26 protein-coding genes are annotated in these 24,819 nt (G+C 44.5%); 16 read left to right on the top strand and 10 right to left on the bottom strand.

Translation table 11 applies throughout. From position 1 onward, the window contains the following. Positions 1-261 precede the first annotated feature (261 nt). Entirely contained in the window at positions 262-948 is a 687-nt protein-coding gene (locus NIT79A3_RS07910; RefSeq protein WP_013965689.1) for a laminin B domain-containing protein, read from the top strand. 139 nt (positions 949-1,087) lie between these two features. On the opposite strand, the gene hslU is transcribed toward NIT79A3_RS07910, so the two are convergent. The 8 genes from hslU to NIT79A3_RS07870 form a co-directional block, all read right to left on the bottom strand. Beyond that, positions 1,088-2,419, bottom strand: coding sequence for an ATP-dependent protease ATPase subunit HslU (hslU, locus tag NIT79A3_RS07905; protein WP_013965688.1), 1,332 nt, complete (start codon positions 2,417-2,419; stop codon positions 1,088-1,090). 121 nt (positions 2,420-2,540) lie between these two features. Beyond that, positions 2,541-3,062, bottom strand: a complete 522-nt coding sequence (hslV, locus tag NIT79A3_RS07900; RefSeq protein WP_013965687.1) for an ATP-dependent protease subunit HslV — start codon at positions 3,060-3,062, stop codon at positions 2,541-2,543. A gap of 79 nt (positions 3,063-3,141) precedes the next feature. Next, positions 3,142-4,035, bottom strand: a complete 894-nt coding sequence (xerC, locus tag NIT79A3_RS07895; protein ID WP_013965686.1) for a tyrosine recombinase XerC — start codon at positions 4,033-4,035, stop codon at positions 3,142-3,144. Then, on the bottom strand, positions 4,025-4,729 hold the full coding sequence (locus NIT79A3_RS07890; protein ID WP_348225753.1) for a DUF484 family protein: 705 nt from the start codon (positions 4,727-4,729) through the stop codon (positions 4,025-4,027). The genes xerC and NIT79A3_RS07890 overlap by 11 nt, the downstream gene beginning before the upstream one ends. Before the next feature lie 14 nt (positions 4,730-4,743). Continuing rightward, on the bottom strand, positions 4,744-5,571 hold the full coding sequence (gene dapF / locus NIT79A3_RS07885; RefSeq protein ID WP_013965684.1) for a diaminopimelate epimerase: 828 nt from the start codon (positions 5,569-5,571) through the stop codon (positions 4,744-4,746). A 3-nt stretch (positions 5,572-5,574) separates the two neighbouring features. Next, positions 5,575-6,102, bottom strand: a complete 528-nt coding sequence (locus tag NIT79A3_RS07880; protein WP_013965683.1) for a GNAT family N-acetyltransferase — start codon at positions 6,100-6,102, stop codon at positions 5,575-5,577. A gap of 529 nt (positions 6,103-6,631) precedes the next feature. Continuing rightward, on the bottom strand, positions 6,632-7,069 hold the full coding sequence (locus NIT79A3_RS07875; RefSeq protein WP_013965682.1) for a membrane protein: 438 nt from the start codon (positions 7,067-7,069) through the stop codon (positions 6,632-6,634). Between the two features lie 155 nt (positions 7,070-7,224). After that, positions 7,225-8,034 carry a methane monooxygenase/ammonia monooxygenase subunit C gene (locus NIT79A3_RS07870; RefSeq protein WP_013964653.1) on the bottom strand — a complete coding sequence of 270 codons (810 nt, stop codon included), beginning with the start codon at positions 8,032-8,034 and terminating at the stop codon, positions 7,225-7,227. Between the two features lie 487 nt (positions 8,035-8,521). Between NIT79A3_RS07870 and NIT79A3_RS07865 the strand changes: the two genes are divergently transcribed. The 4 genes from NIT79A3_RS07865 to pnp all read left to right on the top strand — a co-directional run bounded on the left by NIT79A3_RS07865 (position 8,522) and on the right by pnp (position 14,247). After that, entirely contained in the window at positions 8,522-10,141 is a 1,620-nt protein-coding gene (locus NIT79A3_RS07865) for a porin (RefSeq protein WP_348225752.1), read from the top strand. Between the two features lie 226 nt (positions 10,142-10,367). Beyond that, positions 10,368-11,387 carry a PstS family phosphate ABC transporter substrate-binding protein gene (locus tag NIT79A3_RS07860; RefSeq protein WP_013965680.1) on the top strand — a complete coding sequence of 340 codons (1,020 nt, stop codon included), beginning with the start codon at positions 10,368-10,370 and terminating at the stop codon, positions 11,385-11,387. A gap of 333 nt (positions 11,388-11,720) precedes the next feature. Next, positions 11,721-11,990, top strand: coding sequence for a 30S ribosomal protein S15 (gene rpsO / locus NIT79A3_RS07855; RefSeq protein ID WP_013965679.1), 270 nt, complete (start codon positions 11,721-11,723; stop codon positions 11,988-11,990). Between the two features lie 136 nt (positions 11,991-12,126). Further along, the gene (gene pnp, locus NIT79A3_RS07850; protein WP_013965678.1) at positions 12,127-14,247 is read left to right on the top strand and encodes a polyribonucleotide nucleotidyltransferase; all 2,121 of its coding nucleotides are present in this window, start codon (positions 12,127-12,129) and stop codon (positions 14,245-14,247) included. A gap of 59 nt (positions 14,248-14,306) precedes the next feature. On the opposite strand, the gene dksA is transcribed toward pnp, so the two are convergent. Continuing rightward, positions 14,307-14,732, bottom strand: coding sequence for an RNA polymerase-binding protein DksA (gene dksA / locus NIT79A3_RS07845; RefSeq protein ID WP_013965677.1), 426 nt, complete (start codon positions 14,730-14,732; stop codon positions 14,307-14,309). Positions 14,733-15,836: 1,104 nt separating this feature from the next. Between dksA and NIT79A3_RS07840 the strand changes: the two genes are divergently transcribed. The 4 genes from NIT79A3_RS07840 (at position 15,837) to NIT79A3_RS07825 (ending at position 19,657) form a co-directional block, all read left to right on the top strand. Then, positions 15,837-17,087, top strand: coding sequence for a folate/biopterin family MFS transporter (locus NIT79A3_RS07840; protein ID WP_013965676.1), 1,251 nt, complete (start codon positions 15,837-15,839; stop codon positions 17,085-17,087). Between the two features lie 223 nt (positions 17,088-17,310). Then, entirely contained in the window at positions 17,311-17,484 is a 174-nt protein-coding gene (locus NIT79A3_RS07835) for a CsbD family protein (RefSeq protein ID WP_013965675.1), read from the top strand. Positions 17,485-17,762: 278 nt separating this feature from the next. Beyond that, a complete protein-coding gene (locus tag NIT79A3_RS07830; protein ID WP_013965674.1) occupies positions 17,763-18,335 on the top strand; it encodes a BON domain-containing protein in 573 nt (190 codons plus the stop codon). Positions 18,336-18,541: 206 nt separating this feature from the next. After that, complete coding sequence (locus tag NIT79A3_RS07825) at positions 18,542-19,657, top strand: ISAs1 family transposase (protein WP_013964816.1); 1,116 nt, start codon at positions 18,542-18,544, stop codon at positions 19,655-19,657. Here NIT79A3_RS07825 and NIT79A3_RS19445 read toward each other — a convergent pair. Continuing rightward, positions 19,654-19,779 carry a hypothetical protein gene (locus tag NIT79A3_RS19445; protein ID WP_348225751.1) on the bottom strand — a complete coding sequence of 42 codons (126 nt, stop codon included), beginning with the start codon at positions 19,777-19,779 and terminating at the stop codon, positions 19,654-19,656. The genes NIT79A3_RS07825 and NIT79A3_RS19445 overlap by 4 nt on opposite strands. Before the next feature lie 321 nt (positions 19,780-20,100). On the opposite strand from NIT79A3_RS19445, the gene NIT79A3_RS07815 reads away from it, so the two are divergent. The 7 genes from NIT79A3_RS07815 to NIT79A3_RS07790 all read left to right on the top strand — a co-directional run bounded on the left by NIT79A3_RS07815 (position 20,101) and on the right by NIT79A3_RS07790 (position 24,818). After that, entirely contained in the window at positions 20,101-20,403 is a 303-nt protein-coding gene (locus NIT79A3_RS07815; protein WP_013965673.1) for an antibiotic biosynthesis monooxygenase, read from the top strand. Further along, positions 20,403-21,587: an iron-containing alcohol dehydrogenase gene (locus NIT79A3_RS07810; protein ID WP_013965672.1), complete on the top strand. Its 1,185-nt coding sequence runs from the start codon at positions 20,403-20,405 to the stop codon at positions 21,585-21,587. The genes NIT79A3_RS07815 and NIT79A3_RS07810 overlap by 1 nt, the downstream gene beginning before the upstream one ends. A gap of 84 nt (positions 21,588-21,671) precedes the next feature. After that, positions 21,672-21,950 (top strand): type II toxin-antitoxin system RelE/ParE family toxin, encoded by a 279-nt coding sequence (locus tag NIT79A3_RS07805; RefSeq protein WP_013965671.1) that lies wholly within the window; start codon positions 21,672-21,674, stop codon positions 21,948-21,950. 12 nt (positions 21,951-21,962) lie between these two features. Beyond that, entirely contained in the window at positions 21,963-22,298 is a 336-nt protein-coding gene (locus NIT79A3_RS07800; RefSeq protein ID WP_013965670.1) for a HigA family addiction module antitoxin, read from the top strand. 65 nt (positions 22,299-22,363) lie between these two features. Next, complete coding sequence (locus tag NIT79A3_RS07795) at positions 22,364-23,791, top strand: toll/interleukin-1 receptor domain-containing protein (RefSeq protein ID WP_013965669.1); 1,428 nt, start codon at positions 22,364-22,366, stop codon at positions 23,789-23,791. Between the two features lie 13 nt (positions 23,792-23,804). Then, positions 23,805-24,011, top strand: a complete 207-nt coding sequence (locus tag NIT79A3_RS17870; RefSeq protein WP_049785356.1) for a hypothetical protein — start codon at positions 23,805-23,807, stop codon at positions 24,009-24,011. Positions 24,012-24,047: 36 nt separating this feature from the next. Next, positions 24,048-24,818, top strand: a complete 771-nt coding sequence (locus NIT79A3_RS07790; protein ID WP_156797044.1) for a hypothetical protein — start codon at positions 24,048-24,050, stop codon at positions 24,816-24,818. Position 24,819: the final 1 nt, after the last annotated feature.

Genomic DNA, 24,819 nt, shown 5'->3' with positions numbered 1-24,819 from the left:
CCAACAATCCAATGTATTGAGAAACCGGGCATTATACCTTAACCATCTTTATTTGATATGCATCTATATCATTCCAGACTATGCGAATAAAGAAACCAAACAAGAAAGGCAGGATGGGTAACCCGATTTCCACTTACTCCCTTTCTGTAGTTCATTCTCAGTAAATTTTAGAATATGGGAAATCCGAACTATATTCCTGTTAAATAAAAAGGTTTTGTGTTCTAATTCCATTGATCTCAACAACGATGAAGGAGCACTCTCATGATTCGCCTATCTATTTTTCTAACTTGCATTTGCTTTGTTCTGACCAATTCTGCTACCGCCAGTCCGTTGGTATCCAGCACTTTTGATAGTGATGCCGATGGCTGGACCGGGCTCACAACAGATGGTTCCTCTTCTTGGTCAGTTGTAAGTTCTGGTTTGACACCAGCTTTCAGTTCGGACGGCGTTCCCGATGGCTCCATCGTACTGGCCGATCCAGACGGGCAATGGAGTTATTTTAGCGCTCCCAGTAAGTTCCTTGGAGATCAAAGTGCTGCCCTCAGCGGCCGCCTCCAGTTCGACAGCAGATATGTTATCCCTGGCACGAGTTATGCCAATGAAGCAGAAGTAGTGCTCAAAGGTGCGGGATTAACTCTAGTTTACGATATCACCAATAGCTTACCCGTGTCCTGGACTCACTTTGATGTAGCTCTCACAAGCGGTGCCTGGCGAATCTCCGACACCTTCTCCGGCGCTTTCGCCACGGATGCTCAAATGCTCGCTGTACTTTCCAATCTGGATTCCCTCTGGATCAACGCGGAGCATTTTACCCCGATCCAAGAGAATATCGCCCTGGATAATGTAAACCTTTCTGCACCAATTCCTGAGCCTGAAATCTATGCAATGCTATTAGCCGGACTCGGTTTGCTTGGCTTTACCGCAAGACGAAGGAAACAAAATATTTAGCTCGACTTTGACAGCACCGCCTTATTTGATCTGATTCAATAAAGTTTAGAATCGCTATCCGCGATAATAAAACCACATTGGATCGGATCACAAAATGCGGTTATTTTCAAATCAGACCGACGCGCCCTTAAGAAGATTATTACAGCACATACCGCGCCAGATCCTCACTTTGTGCCAGATCCTTGAGACGCGTATCAACATATGATGCATCAATCATAATGGTTTCTCCGCTGTGCTTGGTTGCATTATAAGAAATTTCTTCGAGCAATTTTTCCATGACAGTATGCAAACGTCTGGCGCCAATATTCTCAGTTTTACTGTTCACGGAAAACGCAATCTCAGCCAAACGCTTAATTGCATCGCTGGCAAATTGCAATTGTATGCCTTCTGTGGCCAGAAGCGCTTCATATTGACGGGTGAGGCATGCGTCCGTATTGGTTAGAATCTGCTCAAAATCACTGACGCTCAAGCTCGTCAGTTCGACGCGAATCGGGAAACGTCCTTGTAGCTCCGGAATCAGGTCAGAGGGTTTGGACATATGAAATGCGCCACTGGCCACAAACAGGATATGATCGGTTTTGATCATGCCGTATTTGGTTGATACGGTTGTGCCTTCAACCAGAGGAAGTAAATCCCGTTGCACGCCCTGGCGCGAAACATCAGCACCTGTACTTCCTGCGCGACTGGCGATTTTGTCTATCTCATCCAGGAATACGATACCGTTCTGCTCCACATTCTGTATCGTTGTCAGTTTCAATTCTTCATCGTTAATCATTTTCGCGGCTTCTTCTTCCAGCAGCATTTTTCTGGCTTCGCGGATCGTCAGCTTGCGGGTTTTCTTTTTATCCCCCGTCATATTCTGAAACATCCCTTGAATCTGCGATGTCAGATCCTCCATTCCAGGCGGGGCAAAGATTTCCATATTGGCACGCGGTGCGGCCAGTTCGATTTCAATCTCCTTGTCATCCAATTCGCCTTCACGTAATTTCTTGCGAAACTTCTGCCGTGTCGCGTTATCCTGGCCTTCAGTATTTGAATTCAAGTCAAAATCCCTGGCAGCCGGTAGCAAAGCATCGAGAATACGGTCTTCTGCACGATCCTCCGCAAGAGGTTGTTTCTTTCTGGTTTCTCTCTCGCGCGATTCTTTAACCGCTGTTTCGGCCAGATCGCGGATAATTGAATCGACATCCCGCCCAACATAGCCAACTTCGGTGAACTTAGTGGCCTCAATTTTAATGAAGGGGGCATTCGCTAATTTTGCCAGACGGCGCGCAATTTCAGTTTTTCCCACGCCTGTCGGCCCAATCATCAGAATGTTCTTGGGCGTAATCTCTTGACGCAACGGATCGGCAATCTGCTGCCTGCGCCAACGATTTCTCAGCGCAATAGCCACTGCGCGCTTGGCTGAGTCCTGGCCGATAATATGTTTGTCCAGCTCATGGACAATTTCCTGCGGGGTCATTTGAGACATAATGTTAATTCTGCAATAGATAAAATATGAACAGGACTTCCGAATTACAGATCGAAACAAATCGATTGCTCGATCTCTATAACAATAATAATTGCATACTTAATACGTTGACAGGATTAACTCAGTCGATGGTTTCAATGACATGATCCTGGTTAGTATAAATACAGATATCCCCCGCTATTGTGAGCGCTTTTTTCACAATCTCCTTTGGCGTCAAATCCGTATTTTCCAAAAGCGCACGGGCAGCAGCCAATGCATAAGAACCGCCGCTACCAATAGCGGCAAGGCCCAATTCCGGTTCAATCACATCGCCAGCACCGGTAATAATCAGTGTAGCATCTTCGTTGGCAACCACCAGCATCGCTTCCAATCTACGGAGAATCCGGTCTGTGCGCCAGTCTTTGGCCAGTTCAACGGCCGCACGCATAATATGACCATGATGCGCTTCCAGTTTGCCTTCAAATCGCTCGAACAAGGTAAAAGCATCGGCAGTACCACCAGCGAATCCGGCCAGAATTTTATCATGATAGAGTCTGCGAACTTTGCGTGCACTGGATTTGGCCACAACAGCGCCAAGCGTTACCTGGCCATCACCACCTAATGCAACCTGACGGCCGCGCCTTACTGAAACAATTGTTGTCATGGAATTTACTGAACGTATTACAAAATATCATTATAACGTATAAAACATAGCCGATTCAGACTGAAAGATTCTTTGATGATCAATCTCTTTTTTTCGCCCGTGGATGTGCGGTATCATAAACTTTCGTTAAATGTTGAAAATCCAAATGGGTATAGACTTGCGTGGAAGTAATATGCGCATGGCCCAACATTTCCTGAACAGCGCGCAAATCACCGCTGGATTGCAGCAAATGAGAAGCAAAAGAGTGCCGTAAAATATGCGGATGTACATTTTGATGGATGCCTTGCTGTCTGGCCCTGCTTTTCAGGCGATGGCTGATGGTGCGAGCGCTAATGGCATCCCCATGCTGCGATAAAAAAAGTGCAGTCACTTCCGGTTTGATAATCAATACGCGTTGTTCAAGCCAAACTTTTAATGCTTGAATCGCGAAAGCGCCGACAGGGACAATACGTTCCTTCTCCCCTTTCCCCAGAACTTTTACCGTTCCCTCCGCAAAATGGATATCCGCAGGCTTCAATTGCGCTAATTCCGTCAACCTTAAACCGGAAGAATAGAATAATTCAAACATCGCACTGTCGCGTGCCATCAAAATGCCATCGGGCGAGAAAGTCAGTAACTGCGTAGCTTCATCGGGTGAAAGCGCGTTGGGCAGTTTTTGTGGTGATTTGGGAACACGCATTCCATTACAGGGATTATGCTGATAGTGGTGTTTACGGATCAAATAATTATAAAAGCTGCGCCATGCCGATAACATTCTAGACAAACTTCTACCAGAAAGTCCTTTGCTATGGAGTTGCGCAATGACATGACGGATATTCAGAAATTGAACCTGTTCCAAATCGTCTTTATTTAAAAGTTTCAGCAGAACACGAATATCGCGCGCATAATTTTCACTGGTAAGCGGTGACAAACGCCGTTCATAAGTTAAATGATGGATAAATGCGGCAGCCAATGATTCAGGTTTACTGCTCATTGGTTACATGATCTTGAATCGCTTTACTGCTTAAAGTTTCCGCTTGATCATAGCGAGTAATGGTGGTACACACCAGTTCCCCTAACCGTTTTAAATGCAGTGTCCCCATTTCGGGATAAAATCTTTCTGCATCAGGGCTGCCCAAAACAAGCAAACCGATGGTTTGTGTTGTATTCAATGGAATCATGGCGAATGAATTGAGGTGCTCAGCGCCTTCACCAAACCATTGCTTGATCTCATCCGCGATATGATTGCCGCAATAAGGTTGTGACAAACTTGCAGCAATGACATGAATATCTTCACTGCTGGGCGTAAATTCGGTATAAGGATTATTGCTGCAGGAAATATTCCAGAAACGCATTGCCACAAGCGGAACTGCGAAATCTTCTTTCAGGCTGAAATACAACACATTAAAAAACTCGTCCAAACTGGAAACAGAAAGCAGCGCAATTGCCAATCGGTGCATTTTTTCACCGATGGCATCATTTTCTTCACCAAAACTGATCAGTTCAAGTAATTTATCCTGTAATACGCGATTCCTTTCCCTTAATGAAAGTACTTGACGCTCATTCAGTGAAATCACTTTATCATCCTGCGGATGAGAAATTTGAATATCTGCCAGTAAGTCGGCATATTCATTGAAGAATTGCGGGTGCTCCTGTAGGTACTGCGCGACATCTTCAGGTTTCATCATTCTTCCTTGGTTGTTTACAAATTTATTTCACCTTCGAATACTGTAACTGCCGGGCCAGTCATCCAAACGGGTTCATCCTGCCCCTGCCAGCTTATCGTCAACTCACCGCCACGTGTGCTGACAATTACCTGACTATCCAACAAACCCTGATTAACGCCCGCAACGACTGCTGCGCAAGCGCCTGTTCCACAAGCCAGGGTTTCGCCAGCGCCGCGCTCAAAAACCCGTAACTTGATATGGCTACGGTCAATTACCTGCACGTAACCAACATTCACTCTTTTGGGAAAACGCGGATGCGTTTCTATCAATGCGCCTTCAGTATCTACTGGGGCGTTTTCAATATTTTGCACGACACGTACGGCGTGCGGATTACCCATCGACAAGGCGCTTATTGTAACTGGCTTACCTTGTATTTCAAGCTGATAAGTCAAAGCAGTTTTCTCAGCAACAAAAGGAATTTCTTCCGGCTCGAATATAGGTTTTCCCATATTAACCGTGACATTTCCATCAATTTCCAGTTTCGGAGATATTACGCCGCTCAGTGTTTCGATGCGAATTTCGTTTTTTTGTGTTAAGCCATGGTCGTGCACATAACGAACGAAACAGCGCGCGCCATTGCCACATTGCTCAACTTCACTACCATCGGCATTGAAGATACGATAACGAAAATCAGCCTGACCTGTAGCTTTTTCAACCAGCAATAACTGATCGCAGCCGATACCGAAATGACGGTCGGCGAGTAAACGAATCTGTTGTTGATCAAGATTTACGGGTTGATTGATCCCATCCAGGACGACAAAATCATTGCCCAAGCCCTGCATTTTAGTAAATTTCAACTTCATGAATTAAACATTCCAGCGATTCAATTTTGTTAAGTTCATCAAGTAATCATTCATGATAAAACCATCCCCGATATCCACAACACTATCACCCGTAATCTCAAAACCATAATGCTGATAGGCTGAAATTGCCGTCTGGTTATGTTTATTGGCCGTCAGGCTTAGTGATTGCAAATTATTTTCCTGCATTATCTTAATGGCATCAGCCACCAGCAATGCCCCATAACCTTTGCGATGATGATCACAATGAATATACAGTTTGTCAATCTTAAGTTCGTCCGCTTTGTTCGTACGCATACAACAGGAAAAACCAATAATCCCATCATCCAAAATCAGTTTTCTCCACCAGATATCTGAACTCAGTAGCTGCTTGTTAATTAACTCCGGCTGGTAACGTTGCGCCAGCATATAACCGATTTGTTCCGATGAAATGATATCCGCATAATGATGGCGCCAGATCGTCTCAGCCAACATTGAGACGTCACGCACATCATACGACGTTAAAGGTAATACATCAGGTGGTTTAGTATTCATCAGCAGGTTGCAATGTTGCGATACACTACACTTGAACTGGGTAATATCCAGTTATTTTCAATATTTATCACTTCAATGAAATTTTGAATCCGCCAATAAATATAGTGACTGTGATTTAATCCATAAAGCTCTTATTGTATTAATGCTAATAATACACTTCACTTACTCTGGGAGGGAATTATGCACTACCCGCCTGATAATTTAAGGAACTTACCTCGACTGGAGAAGTTGCAGTCACCATACTGACTGAACGATTCTCAACGGACTCTAGCGATTCGATGAATTTTGACAATCAGCGCTGCCTCCGCACATCAAGCATTAAATAGATCTGATCGGCAATGATCAATATCCAAAAGATAAAGATCATTATCCAGTCATTTCAGAGCCGGAGAAAGAACTAAACGCATTCCTCATAAGTCTGGATACTCTATCCAGTGAAGCATCTACAGACCCAAGAATGCATGAAAACGCACCGGAACGCACGCCGCTTCTCGCATTGTTCCTGATATTAAGGCATTGCAAATATGCGTTATTTATTACAGTCTGGTGACAACGTAAGTGGAAGTCTGTTGAATTTCTGACGCATTGCGTTTATGACTTTCAATAATGCGGGTTGCCCGACAATCCGGGCTTCCAGCTTACGCTTATTAGGAAAATCCATAAATGAAATTCCGATCAGCATCGTCAACACGCCTTGCCCTGGCAGAAAAAGCATCAAAAAACCCGCTATTAGGAACACAATGCCCAAAATATTTTTTATAACCAAACCGATGATGCGTAACACTGGATGATGATCTTTCATCCAGTGACGAGGGACTCGCAAATCAAAGTAATCGCTCGGCAATCGAATCAGAATCCAGGGAATTGCGACTAGAGAACCAATAAAGCCAATAACAGATGCCGCGGTCAAACCAACAAGAATATTGACAGGCCCCCATTGCTGAATGATTACAATGATATCTTCCATGACACAAAAATCCAGATATGTGGAACAAGATTTTTCAAACTTAACTGGATAAAGATCTATGGACAGAAATTTAGCAAGTAGGTTGGGAAAGTATACTGCTGCCTGTCGAAGCAGGCAGCAGTATGATGTCTAAAACATCAGAGGTTGGATCTTGATCAAGGGACTATCCGGTTGTTCAGAATCTCTTTGCTTGAGTTATTCCAGATAACGTCGGTCAGGTTGGAGTAACGGGTGATAATTTGTGCTGCAATACCACCTGAGAACAAGCCTGCCCAGCCCAGAATCACAAAGCCCCAGTGCAAGGGTGCACTGAACAGTTCTTCCATGAACCAGAATGCATGACCCCATTCGTTCAATCCTACGTTTGGCAGAATCATCAGCGGGCCTGCAATTGCCATAACCAGCGGGAATGATGTGCCGCGGCTATACAGTGGCAAACGGGTCATCGCGTACAGGTATGAGGCTATGCCACATACGATGTACATCGGGAATGAGCCGTAAAACACCACTACGTGACTTGGCGTGAAGCTAGTGTCACGAATAATCACTTGGTGCCACGATGCATCTTGTTCGGTGAAGAAGCTTCCGCCCCAGTAAACACCAAACAAATACACACCCAGCCACATCATCCAGTAGAAATAACGTTTGATCTCTAACTTTGGATCCAGGTTGTCCAGTTGTTCTTTCGTGTCACGGGTCTTCAGGATCCAGCCCCAGGTGATCAAAGCAAATAAAGGCATCAGGGTCATGTGTACGCGCCACAGTCCCATCCACACTTTGTCAAATTCCGGTTCCATCGAGTCCATGCCGTGTGAATATGCAAATGTCCTTTGATACCAGATCCAAAATATCGCCACCAATAACATGGTGAGCATTCCTATCTTGTAGTACTTTGAGTCGTACCACAGCGACATGTCATAGTTAGCGCTCGAACTTGCGCTCGTTGTGCCATAAGTTGTTGCCATTTTTTGTTACCTCCTATTAATTAATTTAACAAGCTAGTTAATAGAAATGAGTGTTTAGCATGGAAAAATCAAATATCCAACTAAACACTTAATTTAGACAGGTCATTTCGCAAAGAAAGTTCCCGTCAACTCAAAATTGTTAAATCACGCATCAAACAAATAGATTATTCAAATTCCGTCAAATGTATCGCATATTTTAAGAAATATTGATTTTAACTACAAGTAATTAAGAAGTTAAAAACTAAATTTGGATTAAAAAACATGCTGTCACAAAACTGTAACATTACTGTTATATAAAGGTTGCCATCTTTTATGGCTTTCTTTTTAAACCTTGGATCAAAAACTGACTATGAAATCACTCAGATTTTTTTTAGCAACCGTAGCAGTAATAAATTTATGTACCCTATCCAACGCTTATGCGATGGATTTATATGTTGACACAAAAACTAAGCAAATTTTTGCAGAACCTGGGCCTGGCCGGGTACACATGGGTTCATTTGTTAAGGCTGAAGAAGCCGGAAAAAAGGCAGAAACACCCAAAACACCATCAGCACCAGCGCTGGCTTCAACCGATGCTTCGAGAAAAACAGAAGTAACTGAATTAGCTCCAGTCCAAGAGGATCAGAGATTGGAAGCAGGCAATAGAACTGGGGGTGACCGCCTGACAAGATTGCGAGAAAAGGCTGAGAAAGAACAGCTTAAAGGTCAAGTTTCCGTACTCGAAGAGCGTGTCAAAGAAGTTGAGAAAATACACGGGAATTTTGATGACCGTGGATTGCATTGGTCAACCAAGGATGGCAATTTTTCAGTATCGCTCAATGGACGGATACAACCAGCCTCACAATACAATTTTATCAATGAACCTGACCCTGCTTTCGGAACCAACACGCCGAATGAATTGAATAGCGGTATGAATATCCGCCGTGCACGTCTTGGCGTTGAAGGTACTTTTTACAAAGTATGGGATTACAAATTCGAATATGACTTTAGCCGTGGCAATGGCTCAGTCGGATCCGGCATTACCGATGCATTTGTACGTTTAAATCATACCAATGCATTATCTTATAAAATTGGCTCATTTAAAGAACCATTCAGTTTGGAAGAAGCTGCCAGTAACCGTTACCTAACATTCATTGAACGTCATATGTCGGTCAACTCATTCGTCGACAATCCCAATACCTACAAAACAGGTATCGGTGCCAACTACGCTGTTCAGCGGTGGCAAACCGGCTTGGCTTTTCAAACAGAACCGATTGGTTCCTGGTCGGCTGCTTCCACTTCTGTAAACGCTAACGGCAATCAAAGCCGCAATAACGGTTCTGGCGACACCGGCTGGCAAGGCATCGGCCGTGTCAGCGGCAGACCCTGGATGGAAAGCGAAACCAAGTTCATGCATGTCGGTATCTCTGCGGGACACACCGCAGTTAATACCCAGTATCGAGCAGACGGCACAATGGTTGGTGAAGGATCCAACGGCGGCGGCGGCGGGATGTCGTTCTTTGCCTTCCCTGGAACCAACGTAGATCGTACTAATATACTGAATACCGGCAACTTAAGCACAGGCGCGCTGAGTGATCCGCTTCACCGCCGGGTGAGCAGTTACGATCGCTATGGCGCAGAATCATGGCTTGTTTACGGTCCATTCTCAGCACAAGGCGAATACTTACGCACCAATATCAATGGCACCGGGTACAACGATGAACATCTGACAGGTTATTACGGTTTTGCAAGCTACTTCCTGACCGGCGAATCTAAGGCTTATCATGTCAGAAATGGTGCGGCAAACCGGATTAAGCCTAATCGTCCATTTCAGTGGAACGGCGCCGGCTGGGGCGCATGGGAAGTCGCTGCAGGCTATGATTACATCGACATGAACTCTGGCGTGATTAAAGGCGGAAAGGCGGATATGGTTAGGTTCGGTTTAAATTGGTATCCCCATTCGAATGTTAAATTCCAAAGTAATGTTATTTATATGTTGGATATCAACACTGCGGGAACTCCAACCACAAACACAAATGGGTATTCAGGCGGTGCCGGTGCACGTACTCACGGATGGAATAATGCTGATTTTGGCTCATTCCTGACGCAAGTTACAGTCGACTTTTAGGTCTGCGCAAGAAATCTGCAGCTTAAATTGCGCGTATGTAAACAGGGAATTCGGAATCTCATTTCATGAATTCCCGGTAATATCAGCTTCGATTCTACTAACAAGCATTTAAGTACTTATCTATCAAGATACTACTATTGTCAAAAAACATACGTTACTATTCTCATACATAGCGTACTGAAGTTGCTAGGCGTGCGGTAGCTATCTCAATCAAATGGAGGGTGAAATGTTACAATTACACAGCCTTAAGTTACTGAGTTTGTCTTTTTTATTTAGCGCATCATTTAGTATCATCAGTGTTGCAAGCGCTCAAGCGGTTATAAAAATTGATGGCTCGAGCACCGTTTATCCGATCACAAAAACAGTCGCAGACAAGTTTCAGATCGCAAAAAAAAATGCAGTTAGCGTAACCGTTAATATCTCCGGTAGCGGTGGCGGTTTCAAGAAATTCTGCCGCGGTGAAATTGATATCGTTAATGCCTCCCGCCCGATTCTAAAAAATGAAATAAAAGACTGCAAAAATTCCCGGGTGCAATTTATTGAGATTCCGGTAGCATTCGATGCATTAACCGTGGCGGTGAACCCAGAGAATTCTTGGAGTACAACCATGACGATCGCGGAACTGAAGAAAATATGGGAGCCCGCAGCTCAAGGTAAAATTACCAAATGGAATCAGATAAACCCGGCATGGCCCGATGAATCTTTCAAACTCTATGGTGCAGATGCAGATTCCGGTACCTTCGATTACTTTACCGAGGCCATCGTTGGCAAGATCAAATCAAGCCGGAATGATTTCACCGAATCCGAGGATGACAATGTATTAGTAGAAGGAGTAGCGAGTAACAAGAATGGGTTGGGTTTTTTTGGCTTTGCCTATTACATCGAGAATCAAACTAAAGTGACAGCAGTAGCGATAAACAATGGAAAAGGCGGCATTCTCCCGTCTGTCGAAACCGTTGAAAATGGAAGTTATCAACCGCTATCCCGACCTATCTTTATCTATGTCAATGCGAAAGCAACTGAGAAACCTGAAATTAAAGAGTTTGTTGAATTTTATATGAAGAATGCAATTCTCCTAGTAAAAGAAGCCGAATTCTTTCCGTTACCACCCAGAGCCTACACCACCATGATGGAGCATTTTAACAAGAAAAGAGTGGGAACGGTATTCAATGGCATATCAGCTGTGGGTCTCACTATCGATGAATTAATCAGACGAGAAGGCCGGTTAGAATTCGAGCACTACTAGAATAGGTGTTACGAAATATTTATACCCCTTTGAGAAAATCCCCGCCGCAATCAGCGGGGTATTAACTACGCTCTTCAATCTGCGGTTTTCAACCAGCTTTCGGTCCAAGGGACGGGGAATTGAACCCGCAGAGATTAATAAAAACAACAATGCTTTATGCTTGGAATTAAAAACCAGAATTTTAAAAACAACTATATCAATTGACCCTCATCCTCTACCACATATTCCGCAGGAGCATTTAATGCCCCTACACTTTGATCTGGTTTGGACAAGAGCAATATTAAAGAGTAAAATTCCGGCTTTTTACACTGGTTATTTTAAGCGGAGAAATTTATGTCTATCACAATCGATCAAAAAGCACAGGTAGTGCGCGATTATCAAAGGGCGGACGGAGATACTGGCTCTCCAGAAGTCCAAGTTGCACTCTTAACGACCCGAATCAATGACCTAATCGGACACTTCAAAACACATGTCAAAGATCACCATTCCCGTCGTGGCTTGTTACGCATGGTCGGTCGTCGCCGCAAGCTACTTGATTATCTAAAAAAACGTAATAATGATGCCTACCAGACTCTGATTGAACGTCTTGGTTTACGCAAATAAGCGCTCCTCGCAAAACTGTGCTGGCAGCAAATCAAGTAGATTATTTTCCATTCAAATTGTTACACAACCGATGCTATGGTTTGAGGGCAATTCATAATTCGGAAAAATTTATCAAAAAGGAAAAAGGGATTGTTAATTGAAACCTATTAAGAAGAGTATTACCTACGGGCGCCATCAACTTACATTGGAAACAGGTGAAATAGCACGACAAGCTCATGGCGCTGTAATGGTTACAATGGACGATACAGTAGTACTTGTTACTGTGGTTGGTGCAAAAACTATAAAACCAGGACAGGATTTCTTTCCACTCACTGTGGATTATCAAGAAAAATTTTACGCTGCGGGTAGAATACCGGGCAGTTTCTTTAAACGAGAAGGACGTCCTTCAGAAAAAGAAACACTAACTTCTCGATTAATTGATCGCCCAATTCGTCCGCTCTTTCCCGAAGGTTTCTATAACGAAGTACAGATAGTAGCTACCGTAATGTCTGCGGATACTGAAGTGGATGCAGATATTCCTTCCATTATCGGCACTTCCGCTGCGCTTATCCTTTCTGGAATACCGTTTGATGGCCCCCTTGGCGCTGCTCGCGTTGGTTATATCAACAACGAATACGTTCTTAATCCAACAACTTCAGAACTTAAAGACACTCAATTGAATTTGGTTGTTGCAGGAACGCAACAAGCCGTTTTGATGGTGGAGTCAGAAGCAATGGAGTTATCGGAAGAAGTAATGCTGGGCGCGGTTATATTTGGCCATGAGCAAATGCAGGCAGTTATCAATGCAATCAATGAATTTGCTGATGAAGCGGGTGTAACTGCGTGGGATTGGACTCCGCCTGTAAAAGATACTTCGTTTGAAGAAAAGATTGCAAGCCTGGCAGAAGCCGACTTACGAATGGCTTATAAGATTAAACAGAAGCAGGCACGTTCTGAAGCGATCGAGGCTATTAGTCAACGAATATCTACTGAAATCGGTGTTGATACAGAAGGCGGACCTGATCTGCAATCCTTCAAGGAAGCATTCTTTGCATTGGAAGCAAAAATTGTACGTAACCAAATCCTGGATGGAGAACCCCGAATCGATGGCCGTGGTACACGCACTGTAAGAGCCATAACAATTCGAAATGGTGTGCTACCTCGCACACATGGTTCAGCACTATTTACTCGCGGTGAAACACAAGCCTTAGCAGTTGCAACACTGGGTACGGCGCGTGACGAGCAAAAAATTGATTCACTGCAAGGTGATTATAATGATCGGTTTATGCTGCATTACAACATGCCACCCTATGCAACGGGAGAGATTGGTCGTGTCGGCACTCCCAAGCGCCGTGAAATCGGGCATGGACGTCTTGCAAAGCGTGCCATTGCCGCGGTTCTGCCTTCCCCTGAAGAATTTGGTTATTCCTTACGCGTAGTATCTGAAATTACCGAATCAAACGGCTCCAGTTCAATGGCATCGGTTTGTGGCGGCTGTCTTGCCCTTATGGATGCGGGTGTTCCGCTAAAAGCGCATGTAGCTGGCATTGCAATGGGCTTAATTAAAGATGGAAATCGTTTTGCTGTATTAACCGATATTCTCGGTGATGAAGATCATCTGGGTGATATGGATTTTAAAGTAGCAGGTACGGAAAAAGGCATTACTGCATTGCAGATGGATATTAAAATCCAGGGTATCACCAAAGATATCATGCATGCAGCGCTGATACAGGCCCATGAAGGACGGATGCACATCCTGCAAATCATGAAACAAGCCCTGCCCTCAACCCGTGAAGATATTTCAGTCCACGCTCCCCGTATAATCAAAATCAAAATCAATCCAGAAAAAATTCGTGACGTTATCGGTAAAGGCGGCGCTGTCATTCGCGCACTCACGGAAGAAACCGGTACGACGATTGATATCACTGATGACGGTCAGGTAACCATAGCTTGTGTCAGTTCTGAAGGCGGTGAGCTAGCCAGAAAACGAATAGAAGACATTACTGCAGAAGTTGAAGTTGGTAAAATTTATGACGGTATAGTGCTAAAATTACTTGATTTCGGCGCCATTGTCAGCGTTCTTCCAGGAAAAGACGGTTTGCTGCATATCTCACAAATTGCCAATGAACGTGTCAACAATGTTTCTGATCACCTCAATGAAGGCCAGCAAGTTCGCGTAAAAGTACTTGAAGCAGATGACAAAGGAAGACTGCGTCTGAGTATGAAAGCAGTATCTGCCGATGGAGATAGTACTGATTCTGGAACGGAAGAATCATAGAATGATTAAATCAAAAACCCTGTGCTCGTGACAGGGTTTTTGATTTTCCAACAAACAACCTACTTGGCTATTTGCCTTTCGCGCATTTCATCCAGCGTTTTACAATCAATACACAGTGTCGCAGTAGGACGGGCTTCAAGCCGCTTTAATCCAATTTCAATCCCGCAGCTTTCACAATAACCATAATCACCAGAATCGATTTTTCCAATTATCTCATCGATCTTTTTGATGAGCTTACGCTCACGATCACGATTACGCAACTCAAGCGTCATATCAGATTCCTGGCTTGCGCGATCATTAGGATCAGCAAAAACTGTAGCTTCATCCTGCATGGTATGTACTGCACGGTCAATATCTTGACCCAATTCAATTTTCATACCTTCCAGTAACTTACGAAAATGCATAAGCTGATTAGGATTCATATAATCCTCACCTGCTTTTGGTTCATAGGGAGACACTTGTTTACTTTGCAGCTCTTTTGGCATCTTTATGGCTCCTCTTTAATCCCAGATTCCGTAGCGAAAAAAAATCGTATACTATTACCAGAAAATTCATTGTATAACAAGTTATTTATACAGCTCATTACATACTTTTTTTAGAATAGCATAAAACTTCAAGTCTAAATCTGTAACGCCACAAACATAATAACAAACATTTTTTGACTCACCATAACACAGAGTTGAACGTAAATACCCCAACTTACGTTACACAGAAAAGTATTTTACAGTCTAGAAATGGGTCTGAAAGAAGAAATGGATTAGCGTATTCGAACTTAATTCAGATTCGGTCTGGTTAAAAAATGTTTCATTTGTATTCTACCATTGCATCACAACATTTCATGCTGGAAGTATTCCTCCGTCTGGATGTTTACGACTAACAAGGCATACGCAGCCCCTTCAGACACACTTCATAATGGAAAGAGACAAGTAGGTGAAGTCATTACAGTTCTCTACACACTACTTGACAAACAACCATTTTCACCGTAAATTTCGCAGCTTGGAAATAGACTGGCATTGATCGGTTTAATTGCAACAACTATGAGATGGGTTCTCCTATGCAATCCAGCTTACAAATCCGGCTCATGGTTGAGTTATAACGCCTCAGTACAAACCTTCCAGAATCATATTATGTGGCAGTCAACGCCTATAATATTTCTGGAAGTGACTTTTGAAAATCAACCATCCACTGCGCTTGAGATATTTGCACACAGAATTCGCGTGTAAGCAGAAATTCCAAAAATGGTCTCGTAGAAAGAAAAAATGTAAATTTTCGTGATTGATGCATTCAAGCACGAATAATAATTAGACAGACCGCACAACCGAGAGATAGAATTTGTTACTGTTATTCTCGCAATTGGTTAAAGCAACGTGAAATCTTATTCTTGATTAACGTATACCTAAATGTGTGCCTGTTGTTGCCTCATCCACTAATATCGCCACAAACTAACCCGCTGATCATGATTTCAGTTAACACTTTTGCAAACTTTCTCCCAATTGAAGCACTGCCGAATTGGACTGAAGCACAGCGCATCGTCAAGCAAGATGAAATATTTCAGTATAAGCAACACCATTTAGCCGTATGACGCACACATGAAAGATTGGCTGCAACATCTTCATCCATTTAAAACTGCAGATGCTCGTCGCCTTGCAATCTTATTTGCTATCGTCTACTTCGCTCAGGGCATGTCCGCGCTACCCATCCAGGTGATCGCTATTAGCTTCAAAGATCATGGTTTGGAGGCTGATGATGTTGCAACTTTCTTTCTGCTCGCATCGATTCCTTGGTTCATTAAACCGATCTACGGATTAATCTCGGATTTTCTGCCATTGTTCGGCCAGCGGCGCAAAAGTTATCTGCTACTGACTTCGGCGCTGGCGTGTATGGCAGGATTGACTGCCGGGTTTTCGTCGCATTATACCTACTGGGAACTTGCCCTTCTCTATACGACGATGGGGCTGGGTCTCGCCTATAACGACGTTCTGACCGATGCGCTGATGGTGGAGAACGGCAAATCGCATGGACTCACCGGAGCATTTCAATCGGTGCAATGGACCGCAGTCACTGCCGCATCAATTATCGTGGGACTGTTGGGCGGATATTTTGCCGAGTACAGGAATCTGCAAGCCGCTTTTGCCGTTGCAGCGATATTTCCTTTTATCGTACTGCTGATGACTGTATTTTTCGTACGCGAAAAACATGTAGATCCCAAAAATAACGGATTCAAGGAAATCTGGGCAGCACTGCGGGAAGGATTCGGAGAACGTTCGGTGTGGCTGGTAGCCGGATTTATCTTTTTGTTCAATTTCAGCCCGTCCTTCGGTCCGGCATTTCTCTATTACCAAACCGACGTGCTCGGCTTCAGCCAGCAATACATCGGCATCCTAAGCTCAGTCGGTGCAGCAACCAGTATCGCTGGCGCATTCATTTATGCACCTCTGTCGCGAGCAATGCCGCTGCGCCACTTGATCAATTTTGCCATCGGCTTATCGGTAATAACCTTACTAACTTACCTGGCTTATCGCGGTGAAACTTCCGCACTGTTCATTCATGTCATCTGGGGCATCACCGGTATGATCACTACTCTGGCATTTCTGGATCTTGCTGCGAGAGCATGCCCCAAACGTGCAGAAGCGACCTTCTTTGCATTACTTATGTCAATTTTCAATCTCGGCACGCTGGCTTCACAGAATGTCGGCGCACACTTGTACACAGAACTCGGCGAAGGACCGTTTGCATATACTTGGCTTGTAATCATTTCCACGCTCGCTACGGCTGCAATCTGGCTGCTCGTTCCGCTGGTACACATCGAACGCATCGAGTCGCACGCACGACACCATTAGCATTTTTCCCCGAATCACTTGACCTCACCATTTCGCGCTGATGGTAGGCAACTTCGCCATAAGCAAAATTTATTTTGAACACTATGTTACCAAGCGCACAGAAGCGCAATCCCTTTCTCATTAAAATCGGTTGCATCACACGTAGAGTATTAATGTGACTCGTAGCATACGAACCGAACCCGATTCGTTTTTAAATGTTTCAACTTAATATGAGGAATTCATCATGAATAAAGATCAAGTGAAAGGCGAAGCAAAAGACATCGCTGGAAAAATTCAGGAAGAAGCCGGTAAACTGGTTGGCAGCAAAGAGCAGCAAGCCAAAGGACTGGAGAAGCAGGTCGAAGGAAAAATACAAAAAGGTGTTGGCGACTTGAAAGAAACCGTCAAGAAAGCATAGCACTACCAGTCGCGCATACATCAAGGATGTTTTAGTATGCGCGGCAATACCGCATAAAGTATCGATAGTGCATTTCTGCTTCGTCTTCAGGGAAAGTTTACAACTGATTCCTCGGATATCGAGTGCAGTATCTCGGCAGATGCCTGCTTCCAAGCTTTCATTACCACACACAACACTGTAAGCACCATCGTCCTAATCAATAATCGCTTTGCTCTAACATCATGCTGATCTGTCAGTCTGGAGTCATGAGCAGTTTATTCAATTCTGGAGAAAAAATCATGAATATCAAAAATAAATTCATTGTCCTAACTATCTCGTTTGCCGTCTGCTTGTCCAGCGCAGCCTATGGACAGGAAAAACACCAGGAGCATCAGACTAAGCCCGACACCTCAGTGGGAACAGGAATCAACGACAGCGTCATCACCACAAAAGTAAAATCCGCCCTGCTTAAAGACACCGGCCTGGAAAGCTTGGATATCAAAGTTGAAACCCGCAAAGGTGAAGTACAGCTGAGCGGTTTTGTGCACAATCAAAGTCAAATCGACCGTGCCCTCGTGATTGCGCGACAGGTAGAAGGCGTCAAACAGGTCCATAACAAAATGGACATAGAGACCAAAGATACCAGTGTAGGCGACAAAATTAATGACAGCGTCATTACGACTAAGGTAAAAGCTTCGCTCTTCAGCGATTCAATCGTCGACAGCTCCGATATCAGTGTAGTGACACAAGATGGGGAAGTTCAACTCAGTGGATTTGTTGAAAACCAAGCTCAGATTGACCGGGCGATCGAGCTTGCAGGAAAAATCGCTGGCGTAAAAAAAGTCCTCAACGAAATGAGTATCAAGAAGTAAAAACGCTTTCTCCTTTATTCAGAGCGTTACCGTTTCTGAATTTTGATTAGCGACAGATAAACTACCCGACAGCTTGCCGCCGGGTAGTTTATCTCGTACTGATGCACATATGAATGTACCCACCATCAAATGGCAGGGCAATCGGGCTAAAAGAGGCTTGAAAACAGAAACAAGATGAGGTATTAGCTTTATCATTTTGATTTCAAATGATAGAGAAACCGATAGCGTCAATTATCCATCACTTTTCAAGCATTGAAGACCCGAGAGTAGACAGGCAAAAGAAACACCAGTTACAGGATATATTTTTTATCGCCTTATGCGCTGTTATCTGTGGGGCGGACAATTGGGTGGCTATTGAAGAATTTGGCAAAGCCAAGATAGACTGGTTCACTAAATTGCTTGGTTTGCAGCATGGGATACCCGCGCATGATACCTTTGGAGATGTTTTTGCAGCGATAGACAATGAACAGTTTGGCGAGTGTTTTTCCAACTGGGTGTCTGACTTAGCCAGTCTGACTGAAGGAGAAGTCATTGCAATTGATGGTAAATGCTTAAGGCGTAGCATTGATAAGGCTTCAAGAAAGGCAGCTATCCATATGGTCAGTGCATGGGCGCAGCACAATAGCCTGGTCTTGGGTCAGGTTAAAGTGGACAATAAATCCAATGAAATTACGGCCATTCCCAAGCTGTTATCGCGACTGAATATTGCAGGAAGTGTGATTACAGTTGATGCCATGGGTTGCCAGAAAAGAATTGCTCAGCAGATTATTCAACAAGGTGGCGATTATGTCTTGAGCCTGAAGGGCAACCAGGGTAACTTACATGAAGATGTTGCCACGTATTTTACCTCGCAGTTATCGCCTGAAGCCGCCATGGTGACTGTTGATGGGGATCATGGACGCATTGAAACACGTACTATCTGTGTGACAGATGAGATCGCATGGTTAAAAGAACGTCATGCTTGGGCAGGACTACAAAGTATCATTGCGGTTACAGCAACAAGAGAATCAGAAAATAGAATCACCGGGGAAACGCGTTATTTCATCAGTAGTCTGAGCGCCAATAATCCGGCTAAACTGGAACATGCTGTTCGCGCTCATTGGGCTATCGAGAACAATTTACATTGGGTGCTTGATATTGCTTTTGATGAAGATAGCAACCGGACACGCAAAGGCCATAGTGCAGCCAATCTTGCCACTATCAGACATATTGCTTTAAACCTGATAAATAAAGAAAAAATATCAAAAGTCGGTGTAAAAATAAAACGATTAAAGGCCGGTTGGAATAATGATTATTTGCTCCGCATTATTGGAGTAATTTAAGCCCGATTGCCCTGCATCAAATGGCCTTCTACAATCGCGCTTTCCTTCTGATTTACCAGATCGTGCAACACTTCTCCCCTATAGAATTCCTGAACTTGCCAAATAGCAGTTTCTTTCACCATTTCAGAACAAATGCTTCATGATTGATACAATCCCCGTACGTAACACTCAAACATTGGCACTCATTCCTCTTTGACTCTTCGTCTCGTGATTGGGACGAGAACGTTACAACGATCGCAGAAACGGCAAAATCTCTGGAAATTCCCGCGCTGAGCCAGGGAATTTACCTATGATTAATTTAAATTTCATGCTTGGAATGCAACGATACCGCAATGGTTGAAAAAACTGATGCTGTTTGATAGTAAAATACAGCCCAGCAACAAAGCACGCAGCAGCAAATTGCAGAGCCTTAAACTCCAATAGATTTGTTAAGGATTCAGATCATGTATGTAACTATTGTCTATGCCTCAGTCAAACCGGAAAAAGTGGAAGCATTCAAGGAAGCCTGCCGGTTAAACCACGAAAACTCCATTCGCGAAGCGGGTAACGTTCGTTTTGATATTTTGCAGTCCGCAGATGATCCGGCAAAGTTTGTATTTTACGAAGCCTATAAAACCCAACGGGACGCCGCTGCGCATAAAGAAACTGCGCATTATCTGGCATGGCGCAATACCGTGGCGGATTGGATGGTTGAACCGCGCAAAGGCATCGTCTATGACGGTTTGTATCCAATCGTAAACAACTGATGTTCAATTTCTCCATCGCCCGGTTGCCGCGCATCGAATTTGGCGCGGGGGTATTAAAAAAATTGCCGGATATTATTGCCAGCTATGGTTCGCGTATCCTACTGGTAACAGGATCGCGATCTTTTATTGACTCCAGTCACTGGCAGCCTTTTATCGATCAACTCCAGCAACGTTCAATCCGTTGGCAGCAGTGCATGGTCGCCGACGAACCCTCCCCCGTTCTGATCGATGATCTCGTCAAAATTTATGCCAATGACACTTTTGATGCCGTGGTCGGCATCGGTGGCGGCAGTGCACTCGATGCCGCCAAAGCGATTGCCGGATTACTGAAAGTACAGCGCTCCGTGATGGATTATCTCGAAGGTGTCGGCCCGGAACTGCCCTACGAAGGACCGTCTATACCATTCATCGCCGTGCCAACTACCGCCGGTACCGGCAGCGAAGCGACCAAAAATGCTGTGCTCAGCGTGCAAGGCGAGCAAGGTTTTAAAAAATCTTTCCGCCATGACAAACTGGTTGCCGAGTATGCCATTGTCGATCCGGATTTACTCGCCAGTTGCCCGCCCAGTGTAATCGCCGCCAACGGCATGGACGCATTAACGCAACTGCTGGAATCGTATGTTTCCCTCAAATCCAATGCATTCACCGATGCCTTGGCGATCAGCGGCCTGCAAGCCGCCCGTGACGCGCTGATCCCGCTCTTTCGCCAAGAAGGAGAGCTTGAACAACACCGCGAAAAAATGGCTTACGCCGCCCTGCTCTCCGGCATCACACTGGCACAAGTTGGCCTGGGTTCGGTACATGGCCTGGCATCCCCATTAGGCGCTTTTTACCCGATCCCGCACGGTGCCGTCTGCGGCACCCTGGTCGCCTCGGCTACGCGAATCAATATTCACAGCATGCTGGCGCGGGAACCGAACAACAAAGCGCTGGCAAAATACGTACAGGTCGCTGAAATTCTCTGCCAAAAAAATTTCTCAAAATCGGCAGCCGCTTTTACTGCTTTGATCGACCTGCTGACAGCTTGGATCGACGAACTTGCTTTACCACGCCTAGCGCATTACGGTTTGCAAGAAACCGCATTCGTTAAAGTCATCGCCAATTGCCGTGGCAGCAGCATGAAAACCAATCCCATCGTTCTGAATGATGAAGAAATTAGGCAGATTTTGCTGGAGCGTTTGTAACAGTTAAAAGCCAAGTTAAATTGAATGATTATGGGTTTGTGCGGCATCAATTGCGACCTGTAACGCTACGGTATACAATCCGGTATGATAAAGACTTTCAAACATAAAGGGCTTCACGCTTTCTTTACCACTGGCAGTTTATCTGGAATTCAGCCACACCATTCGGCAAAATTAAGAAGGCAATTAATAAGACTTGATCTTGCTAAAAGCACAAACGATATGAATATTCCAGGTTGGGAATTACATGCCTTAAGCGGCAAGCTTGCCGGTCATTACTCGATAACAGTAAACGGTAATTGGCGAATGACTTTTGCTTTCGAGGACGAAGACGCTATTCTGGTTGACTATCAAGATTATCACTAGGAAATATTCAATATGAGCAAAATGCATAACCCGCCACACCCCGGCGAAACTTTAAGAGAAGATGTACTCCCTGCACTCGGATTATCGATCACCAAAGCAGCCGAGCAACTGAACGTTAGCCGCGCTGCTTTGTCGCGCGTTCTCAACGAACGCGCTGCCCTATCTCCCGAAATGGCATTGCGGTTGGAAAGCTGGTTAGGAGTGGAAAATGGCGGAAGCGCTGATCTCTGGGTAGCACAACAAGCTGCTTACGACTTATGGTTAGCTCGCCAAGCAGGTATTCCGCAAGTAAAGCACGCAGATATCGAGCAGCTCACCAGTAACCGATTGAAACAGGCTCATCGGTAGATCAATCCAATATCCCGATCCGCCGCTCGTCACAGCCAGATAAAATAATTTCAATTAACTATGCAATGACTGAACAAAACAACTCGACCAGTAAATCGGCAAACCAAATTCCAATAACAGCCTACCTATCCTATCGCCAGAGAAATACACACAATGCAACAGCACTCGAATTGCTTGAAAAGCATTGCTCGGATCAAAATATCAAATTTGTTTATGACAATCAGGAAATCAAGCCAGGTGAAAGCATCAAAGCTTTTATGGATGAATTGGCTTCCGCTCGCTGCATTTTCATATTCCTTACACTCGATTACTTCGAATCTGCTTATACGCTGTATGAGCTGGTCACCATCGACCAATGGGCTGACCTTGATCGGCGTTTTATCCATCCGATCCGGGTCACAGAAAATATGAATGCATATCAATGGACGAATGCAAAAAAATACTGGGAAGAAAACAAAGCTATCCGTGACGAACTGGCACGCCTACTCAATACCGATCCTGAAGCTGCGTGGCAACAAATCGAAACCGTTTGGAAAAACGTCATTTCACCGTATTTGGATAAACTTCACCCATCGTTGGAGCACGGCGATAAAGACAAAATACTTGGCGATTACCTTATTGCCAACCGGGCCGCTATACACTCAGCAGTCGCAGAAGAAAAAGAATTACTGCATAGTACGATCAAAAGGGAAGTGACTGAGATTCTAAAAACCAATTTTGTGGCAATCGATAAGTTAGCACGTGAAATCGGCTTAGCGCCAGGGATAACGGCAAATGATATTGCGCAACATTGGGTAGACGAAAGCGAACTCGAAAATGCTATTGCTGTTTTAACTCGCGTCATACAAGACAAACGAGAAAAATTAAAATTTTCCAACCCGGAGCAATGGGGAGAATGTCATTTTCAAGCAACTCAGATTGGCGGTTGGCTGCTGATCAACAGTGTCGATTCCAATTGGTGGTTCAATCATCAATTGAAGATGAAGCAATTGTCCAACAAAAGTATAAGTCGCAGATACTCGTTAATGCATCCTCCGTATGTTGAAGTCATTGTCTCTCGAAGCCTGTTACAGCAGGCCAGATTTAAATTAGATTCCAAAGGAATTGCGCAACCGGCAAATGGTAACGATGAAATGGCACTATTTGATAGTATTTCACCCAACGCAACCGAAATGCAGCTGCTAGCACCGATTTACAAAGATTTGCATAAATCGGATCAATATCCCCCTGAACCTCAAGAACTCCGGGATGGTATTTATACACTTGCAAAATCACATTTTAATGTCAACCGCAGACCGATCTATTACCTCATGTCGGAAGCTACACTCAAATTGTTTGAAATTCAGACATGGTATCCGGAGATGTCACAACAATCAGCTGAATATATTCAGTTTGTTTGTTTTAATCAAAGCCCAAGTAAAGATACATCATCACCTTACCATGATCCAAAATCATTGCTTGACCAATATGCCACGCTTCTATCGCTGAAGTAACAGGGAAATTCTTATGTTTACGCCACCACAATTACAACATTTTCTTCCACCGGATTTAAGAGTCTCAAATCCAAGCAAACATCTGCATCATATCTTTGATGAGAACGATTGTTACGCACTCTGGGCTGCTTATGCTGCCGGTCGTCCGTTACTGGTCCGCGGCAAGCCGGGTACCGGAAAAAGTCAAATGGCCAAAGCCATTGCTGAGCAGCTAGGTTGAGCATTTGTCAGCGAAGTGATTCGCGGCAATACGGAATTGAGTGATTTGCATTGGCATTTTGACGCTATCGGCCGACTGGGTGAAGCGCAAGCCATGAGTAATAAGCCGGGATTATCCGAAAGTGATTGGGAAAACCGGATGAATCCGCGGCATTTCTTATCACCGGGCGCTTTCTGGTGGGCGTATGACTGGCAATCGGCAGAATTACAATATCATGCTTGCGCCAACAAATGGCGCCCCAAACCCCAATTCATCCCAAACTCGCGCGTATCCAGTCCGGATGGCGTGGTGTTGTTGCTGGACGAAATGGACAAAGCCGAACCGGATTTACCCAATGGTTTGCTCGAAACGCTTGGCAATTATCAATTCACTGTGCCCTATATTAATCCCGATGATGAGAACGAAGCCTTCAAGAATCCAATCACAGCCGATCCTGCGCGCCTATTGGTCGTAATCACCACCAATGAAGAGCGGGAACTCCCAACAGCTTTTGTGCGCCGCTGCCTGGTACACACATTGAGAATGGAAGAATCGACTGAAAAATTAGGTGATATCGAAAAACGATACAGCTGGCTCATCGAGCGCGGCAAGTTGCATTTTGGCAAACGCATCGCCGAACCCGTGTATTTGCGAGCAGCCGAATTGCTTTGGAGCGATCGCACTGCAAGCACTTATTCCCGCTATCCGCCCGGACTTGCAGAATACATTGACTTACTCGGTGCGTTACAAAGTCTTAACCATGATGAACAACAACAGCGCCTGGAAAAAATTGCGTCCTATGCCTTGAAAAAAGAATTGGATCAATAAC

It is taken from the genome of Nitrosomonas sp. Is79A3 (assembly GCF_000219585.1).
Lineage (GTDB): Bacteria > Pseudomonadota > Gammaproteobacteria > Burkholderiales > Nitrosomonadaceae > Nitrosomonas.
This window is presented reverse-complemented; position numbering and strand designations above follow the sequence as displayed.